At 72.1% G+C, this 5,297-nt stretch carries 6 protein-coding genes; 4 read left to right on the top strand and 2 right to left on the bottom strand.

Features of this window, described 5'->3' with window-relative positions; translation table 11 throughout:
* Both AC08OV_RS02970 and AC08OV_RS02965 read left to right on the top strand, forming a co-directional pair.
* On the top strand, positions 1-712 hold a 712-nt coding region (locus AC08OV_RS02970; protein WP_476619263.1), incomplete at its 5' end, for an AAA family ATPase.
* Complete coding sequence (locus tag AC08OV_RS02965) at positions 709-1,494, top strand: ABC transporter permease subunit (protein WP_462188479.1); 786 nt, start codon at positions 709-711, stop codon at positions 1,492-1,494. The genes AC08OV_RS02970 and AC08OV_RS02965, both read left to right, overlap by 4 nt.
* Before the next feature lie 83 nt (positions 1,495-1,577).
* Here AC08OV_RS02965 and AC08OV_RS02960 read toward each other — a convergent pair whose 3' ends face one another.
* Positions 1,578-2,423 (bottom strand): aldo/keto reductase, encoded by an 846-nt coding sequence (locus AC08OV_RS02960; RefSeq protein WP_476612740.1) that lies wholly within the window; start codon positions 2,421-2,423, stop codon positions 1,578-1,580.
* 180 nt (positions 2,424-2,603) lie between these two features.
* Between AC08OV_RS02960 and AC08OV_RS02955 the strand changes: the two genes are divergently transcribed.
* Both AC08OV_RS02955 and AC08OV_RS02950 read left to right on the top strand, forming a co-directional pair.
* The gene (locus AC08OV_RS02955) at positions 2,604-2,882 is read left to right on the top strand and encodes a type II toxin-antitoxin system TacA family antitoxin (RefSeq protein WP_462188512.1); all 279 of its coding nucleotides are present in this window, start codon (positions 2,604-2,606) and stop codon (positions 2,880-2,882) included.
* Between the two features lie 111 nt (positions 2,883-2,993).
* Complete coding sequence (locus tag AC08OV_RS02950) at positions 2,994-3,485, top strand: GNAT family N-acetyltransferase (protein WP_476605485.1); 492 nt, start codon at positions 2,994-2,996, stop codon at positions 3,483-3,485.
* Between the two features lie 61 nt (positions 3,486-3,546).
* Here the strand turns inward: AC08OV_RS02950 and AC08OV_RS02945 are convergent, their stop codons facing one another.
* Positions 3,547-5,235, bottom strand: coding sequence for a hypothetical protein (locus tag AC08OV_RS02945; protein ID WP_476619269.1), 1,689 nt, complete (start codon positions 5,233-5,235; stop codon positions 3,547-3,549).
* Between the last annotated feature and the right edge of the window lie 62 nt (positions 5,236-5,297).

Here is a 5,297-nt window from a genome sequence, read left to right as displayed (position 1 = left end):
AGTCGGGGAAGTCCTCGCACAGGTGGGCCTGACCGAGCGGGCCGACGACCGGTTCACCGCCTACTCCCTCGGGATGAAGCAGCGCCTGGGCATCGCCGCCGCTCTGCTGCCCGATCCCAGCCTGCTCATCCTGGACGAGCCGACGAACGGCCTCGACCCGGCGGGCATCCGGGAGATCCGCGCGCTGCTGGGCCAGCTGGCCGGCACCGGCATGACGGTCTTCATGTCGAGCCATCTGCTGACCGAGGTCGAGCAGATCTGCGATCATCTGGTGATGATCAACGGCGGGCGGATGCTGTTCCAGGGGCACGTCACCGACCTGCTCGCCGCCGAGGATCCCCGGATCCTCATGGTGCCCGAGCGGGACGACGACGCCCGCCGCCTGGCCGGGCTCCTCGGCGAGACCGGCCTTCGGGTCGAGATGGACCTCTGCCCCGGGCCGTCGTGCGACGCGGGAGTCGGCGAACGCCATCCGGTGGTGACCGCCCATGCCCGCGAGGGGGTGGCCGCGGACCTCAACCGACTGGCGATGCGCGCCGGCATCACCCTGCGCTCGCTGCGCACCCATCGGCCGAACCTGGAGGAGACCTTCCTGCGCGTCACCGGCGAGATCGACGGCGACCTCATCCGTTCCGAGAACACCCCGGACGGCAGCGTGCCCCCCGTGGGAGCCGGGCTCGACCCGGCCCAGAGCCGTGCAGGTGCCACATGATCACGGCTTTCCGCGCCGAATGGGTGCCGCTGTTGCGGACCCGGTTCCTGCTCGGGACGCTGGGGGCGGTCATCGCCTCGGCCCTGCTCGGCACCGTTCTGACCTTCGTCTCGGTGGGGCACAACGACTTCGATGGCGACCCCGTCACGGCCAGCGGGCTGTCCGCCGCGAACGGCGTCGTGCAGGGAGTGCAGGCGGTCAGCATCCTGCTCGGCGTGGTGGCCCTGTCCGTCGTCGCCGCGTCGCTCGCCGGCGACCATGCGCACGGGACCCTGCGCAACCAGCTCGTCGCCCAGCCGCACCGGCTCCGGCTTCTCGCCGGCAAACTGCTGGCTCTGGCGGCGTTCGTGGTCCTCGTCATCACCGTGGCGACCGTGGTCTCGGTCGCGTTGTCCTTCGCGCTCGCGCCGCTGAAGGGGGTGTCGACGGCCGCCTGGAGCAGCGCGGCGGGGCTGGCCGAACTGGGCAAGAGCTTCGTCAACCTGTGCGCTGGATCGCTCGGCTACGCCGCGCTCGGCGCCCTGGCCGCGATCGTCTTCCGCGCGCCCGCCGCGGCGATCGCGGTCGCGGTCGCCTACGCGCTGCCGGTGGAGATGCTGGTCACGCGCATCTACGGTCCCGCCCGGGCCTGGCTGCCGGTGCAGCTGATGGAGGCGATCACCACCGGTGGCTCCGCCGTCGCCACGCCCTACGCCGACGCGCTGCTGCGCGGGCTGGTCTACTGCACCGCGATGGTGCTGGTCGCTGTCGTCCTCTTCTGGCGCCGGGACATGACCTCATAAGGGAAATGGGAAATAAGGAACGTTATTTTGTCCCGAGTGTCCCGGGACCCCGAACTCCCAGGGACTCAGAGCTCCCAGGGACTTCAGTGCCCGAACACGTCGGAGTCGAGGGCGTCCGCCTCCCCCGCGGCGCCCCGGTCCAGTCCGGAGATCGCGGCGATCTCCTCGGCGGAGAGCGTGAAGTCGAAGACGTCGATGTTCTCCGCCAGGCGCCTGGGGCTGGCCGACTTCGGCACCACCACGATGCCCAGCTCGATGTGCCAGCGCAGGACGACCTGCGCGGGGGTGCGCTCGTGCGCGGCGGCGATCCGCGCGATCACCGGTTCGTCGAGCAGCCCGGTGCCGGCGCCCAGCGGGCTCCACGCCTCCGTCACGATCCCGTGCTCCGCGTGGTAAGCGCGGATCGCGGACCGGCCGAGTCGGGGATCGAGCTGGATCTGGTTCACGTCCGGCGCGGCACCGGTCTGGGCCAGCAGCCGGTCGAGGTGGGTCGTCTTGAAGTTCGACACCCCGATCGCGCGTACCTGGCCGTCCTTCAGCAGCTCGACGAGCCCCTTCCAGGCCTCGACGTACCGATCCCGCCACGGGTTCGGCCAGTGGATGAGGAGCAGATCGAGGTAGTCCAGCCCCATCCGGCGGGTGCTCTCCACCGCGGCCCTGCGCACGCCGCGGACGCTGTGTGAGCGTTTGTTGAACTTCGTGGTGACGAACAGCTCCTCGCGGGGCACGCTGACGGCGCGTAGCCCGGCGCCGACCCCCTTCTCGTTGCCGTAGTTGTGCGCGGTGTCGATCAACCGGTAGCCCAGCCCGAGCGCCTGTTCCACCACCCCCTGGACCTCCCGGTCGTTCAGCGGCCAGGTTCCGAGCCCGAGCCTGGGCATCCGGGCACCGTGCGCGAGCGGGACGGTGGGGACAGGCGAAAGCGCCACGGGCGTAGGACCTCTCTGGTACGAAGATCTGGTACGAAGAGATGCCGGGCGGCCGACCGGATCCGCGCTCCGGCCGGCCTCCGGGCATCCGGGCGACCCGGCCGCGATGGATGTGGTACCCACGTCGGCGAGCGAGACCCGGGGAAACGGGTCCGAAGACCCGGAGGGCAGACTGCCAGTATGAGCACCGCCAGGGACGACAGACTCGCGGTACGGCTACCCCAGGACGAAGCCGAGATCATCCGCTCGGCCGCGGAGGGTGAGGGCCTGTCCCTTGAGGACTTCGCCGTCGAGGCCATGAAGCGATACGCGCGAGAGGTTCTCGCCGACCGCCGCCTGTTCCGCGTCCCGGATGCCGACTGGAGCAAGCTCGAGGCGCTGCTCGACACGCCGCCGCCGGACTCCCCCCGGCTGCGCCGGCTCCTCGACGAGGAACCGGGCTCGGAGCAGCCGGAGTAGCCGGAGCACCCCGCCACCTCTGCCCGCCTCCCGGTCGGCCGACCGGGAGGCGGGCGGTCGACCGGCGATCCCGACCCGGTCCGACGCGGTCCCAAGAAAGGATCCTACGCAGTGCCCCTCGCCAAGCCCGCGGCCCTGTCCGAGGGCCCGGACCGGCTCACCTTCAACAGCGGTGACGACCTGCTCGACGGCTGGCTGCGCCACCACGCCCTCGAACACCAGCAGGACCGGACGACGAACACGTTCGTGATCGTCGATGGTACCCGGATCGCCGGCTACTACTGCCTGGCCACCGCCGCCCTGGAACGGATCCCCGGTTCACGCCGGTGGTCGCGCCGGTCCACCGAACCCGTTCCGGCGATGTTCGTGGGGCGGCTCGCGGTCGATGTCCGGTACCAGGGCCGCGGGGTCGGCGCCCAACTCGTGCGGGACGCCGTGATGCGGTCGCTGACCGTCCATCGCATGGTCGGGGTGCCGCTCCTGCTCGCCCACGCGATACGGCAACCCGGCCGGGCGTTCTACCGCCATCTCGGCTTCCTCGGCACCCACGTCGACCCCTACCTGCTCGCGCTGCCGCTACACGGCGCCGCCGGCGGGGGCTGAGCGCCGCCGGCCCCCGCAGGCCCCCGCCGAGCGCCGCTGGCCCCCGCTGGCCGCCCGTCACCTACCCGTCGCCGAGCAGCACATCCAGGTTGACGCGCAGCAACCACTGATCGAGCTTGAACGGGGGGTACGGCCAGGGCAGGCCGTCGAGCACCAGCTGGTTCACCGGGAGCCACAGGCTGCGCCGGCGGGCGTCGACCGCGCCGCGGCGCACCCCGACATACCGGGTCGCGGGGCCCCGCAGCCTGCTCAGCCCCACGTCGATCGGCCGGTCGGTGCGGAAGGTCATCCGCGTGCCGCGCCCCGCCGGCCGCACGACCTGCACCAGGCCGTCGAGCCCGGCGAGCAGCACCGCGCCGGTGGCTGGATCGACGGTGATGCTGCGCACCAGCCCACCCCGGTCGGTGCCCGCGATCAGGTAGTCGGGGCGGTTGGCGATGCCCCAGGTGTCGACCGGCCAGTTGCCCGTGGCGGGGGCCCGGGTCACCAGGCCGCGTTCCCCATCGATCTTCGGGTAGACGGCGAGGGTCTCCGCCCGCAGCCCGTCGGCCTTGGTGCGGGCCACGTACAGGGTGCCGTCCGTGCCAAACACGGCCGACTCCATCCGGGAGCCGTCCTGAACGGCGCGCACCGCCGTGCTCTTCGGGCTGATGGTGCCCCGCGACGCCGAGTAGGAGAACTCCTGCACGGGGAAGGGCTGGGCCCGGAAGTCCAGCCCGCGCACGTCACTGATCAGCACGAACCGTTCGTCATCGGGTTCGCTGGTGGGATCGGCGACGACCTCCCGCGGGTTCACGACCAACTCGAGGCCCAGCGGGCGGGCCTGCGGGTACTGCCAGTGCGCCCGCACCCGGCCGGCGAGGTCGACAACGAGCAGGGCGCCGTTGTCGGTGCCGCCGACCCCGGTCCCCAGGTACTGGGCGATGACCAGGTGCCCGCTGCGGGGCAGCCGGGCGATCGAGGACGGCCCGCGCGGTGAGCGCGGCTCCAGCGGCGCGAGCACCGGGAAGGCCAGCGCCGCCACGTACGGCGGGGCGGCGCTGGCGAGCTGAGCCGCTGTCCTGGATGCCGTCCGGTCGTAGGCCCACCGTCCGCCCAGGGAGTCCCGCCGGAGCTGACCGATGCTCGGCAACTCGCCGTCGACGGAGGTGTTCCAGCCGAAGAAGGGCATCAGCGAGACGAAGACCACCCGCTCGGTGCCGTCCGGGCCAGGCACGACGATCACGTCCGAGATGTCCCCGCCGCCTACACCATGGTAGTTCGGGTCGGCCCGGGGCAAGCTCGTCCGGCCCTTCGTTGAGGGGATCACCAGGCGGGTGAACCGTTCGGTGACCGGCTCGAAGATCTCGATCTCCATGCCCGTACCGGTCAGCTTCGCCTGGTCGTCGGTGAACGGAGTCGTTGCGAGGAAGACGGTGCCGTCCGCGGCGACCGCGGACAGGAAGGCGGCCTGACCGGGGCCGAAGCCCCAGCCCGGCACCTCGGCGATCTCGATGGCCGACTGGTCGTCGAGGTTTCCGAAGGTGCCGGGTGCGCCATAGATGGTCAGCAGGTTCCTGGGCAGGCCCGCCACTGCCCCGGCCGGCATCGACGGGCCCACGGTGACCCCGCCGACCGGTGCCGAGGGTCGGCTCAGCGGCAGATCACCGGAGGAGGTCGGGCCCGAGGACCCCGAGGACGAGGAGAGCAGGCGCGCGGCGACGAGGGCGCCGGCGGACGTCGCGCCGAGGCCCACGGCCGTCGCGAGCAGGCTGCGGCGGGTGACGGCGAGCGGCGAGCGCGCCGACCCCGACGACCCCGACGACCCCGACG

The sequence above is a fragment of the Frankia sp. CeTa3Moorea genome (assembly GCF_978021225.1).
The sequence above is the reverse complement of the archived record's forward strand: the minus strand, read 5'-3'. Positions and strand labels throughout refer to the sequence as shown.

Bases quoted from the DNA above. Each gene is read 5' to 3' on its own strand.
- AC08OV_RS02955 (WP_462188512.1), top strand. From the start codon at position 2,604: ATGAGCACCGCCAGGGACGACAGACTCGCGGTACGGCTACCCCAGGAC.
- AC08OV_RS02965 (WP_462188479.1), top strand. From the start codon at position 709: ATGATCACGGCTTTCCGCGCCGAATGGGTGCCGCTGTTGCGGACCCGG.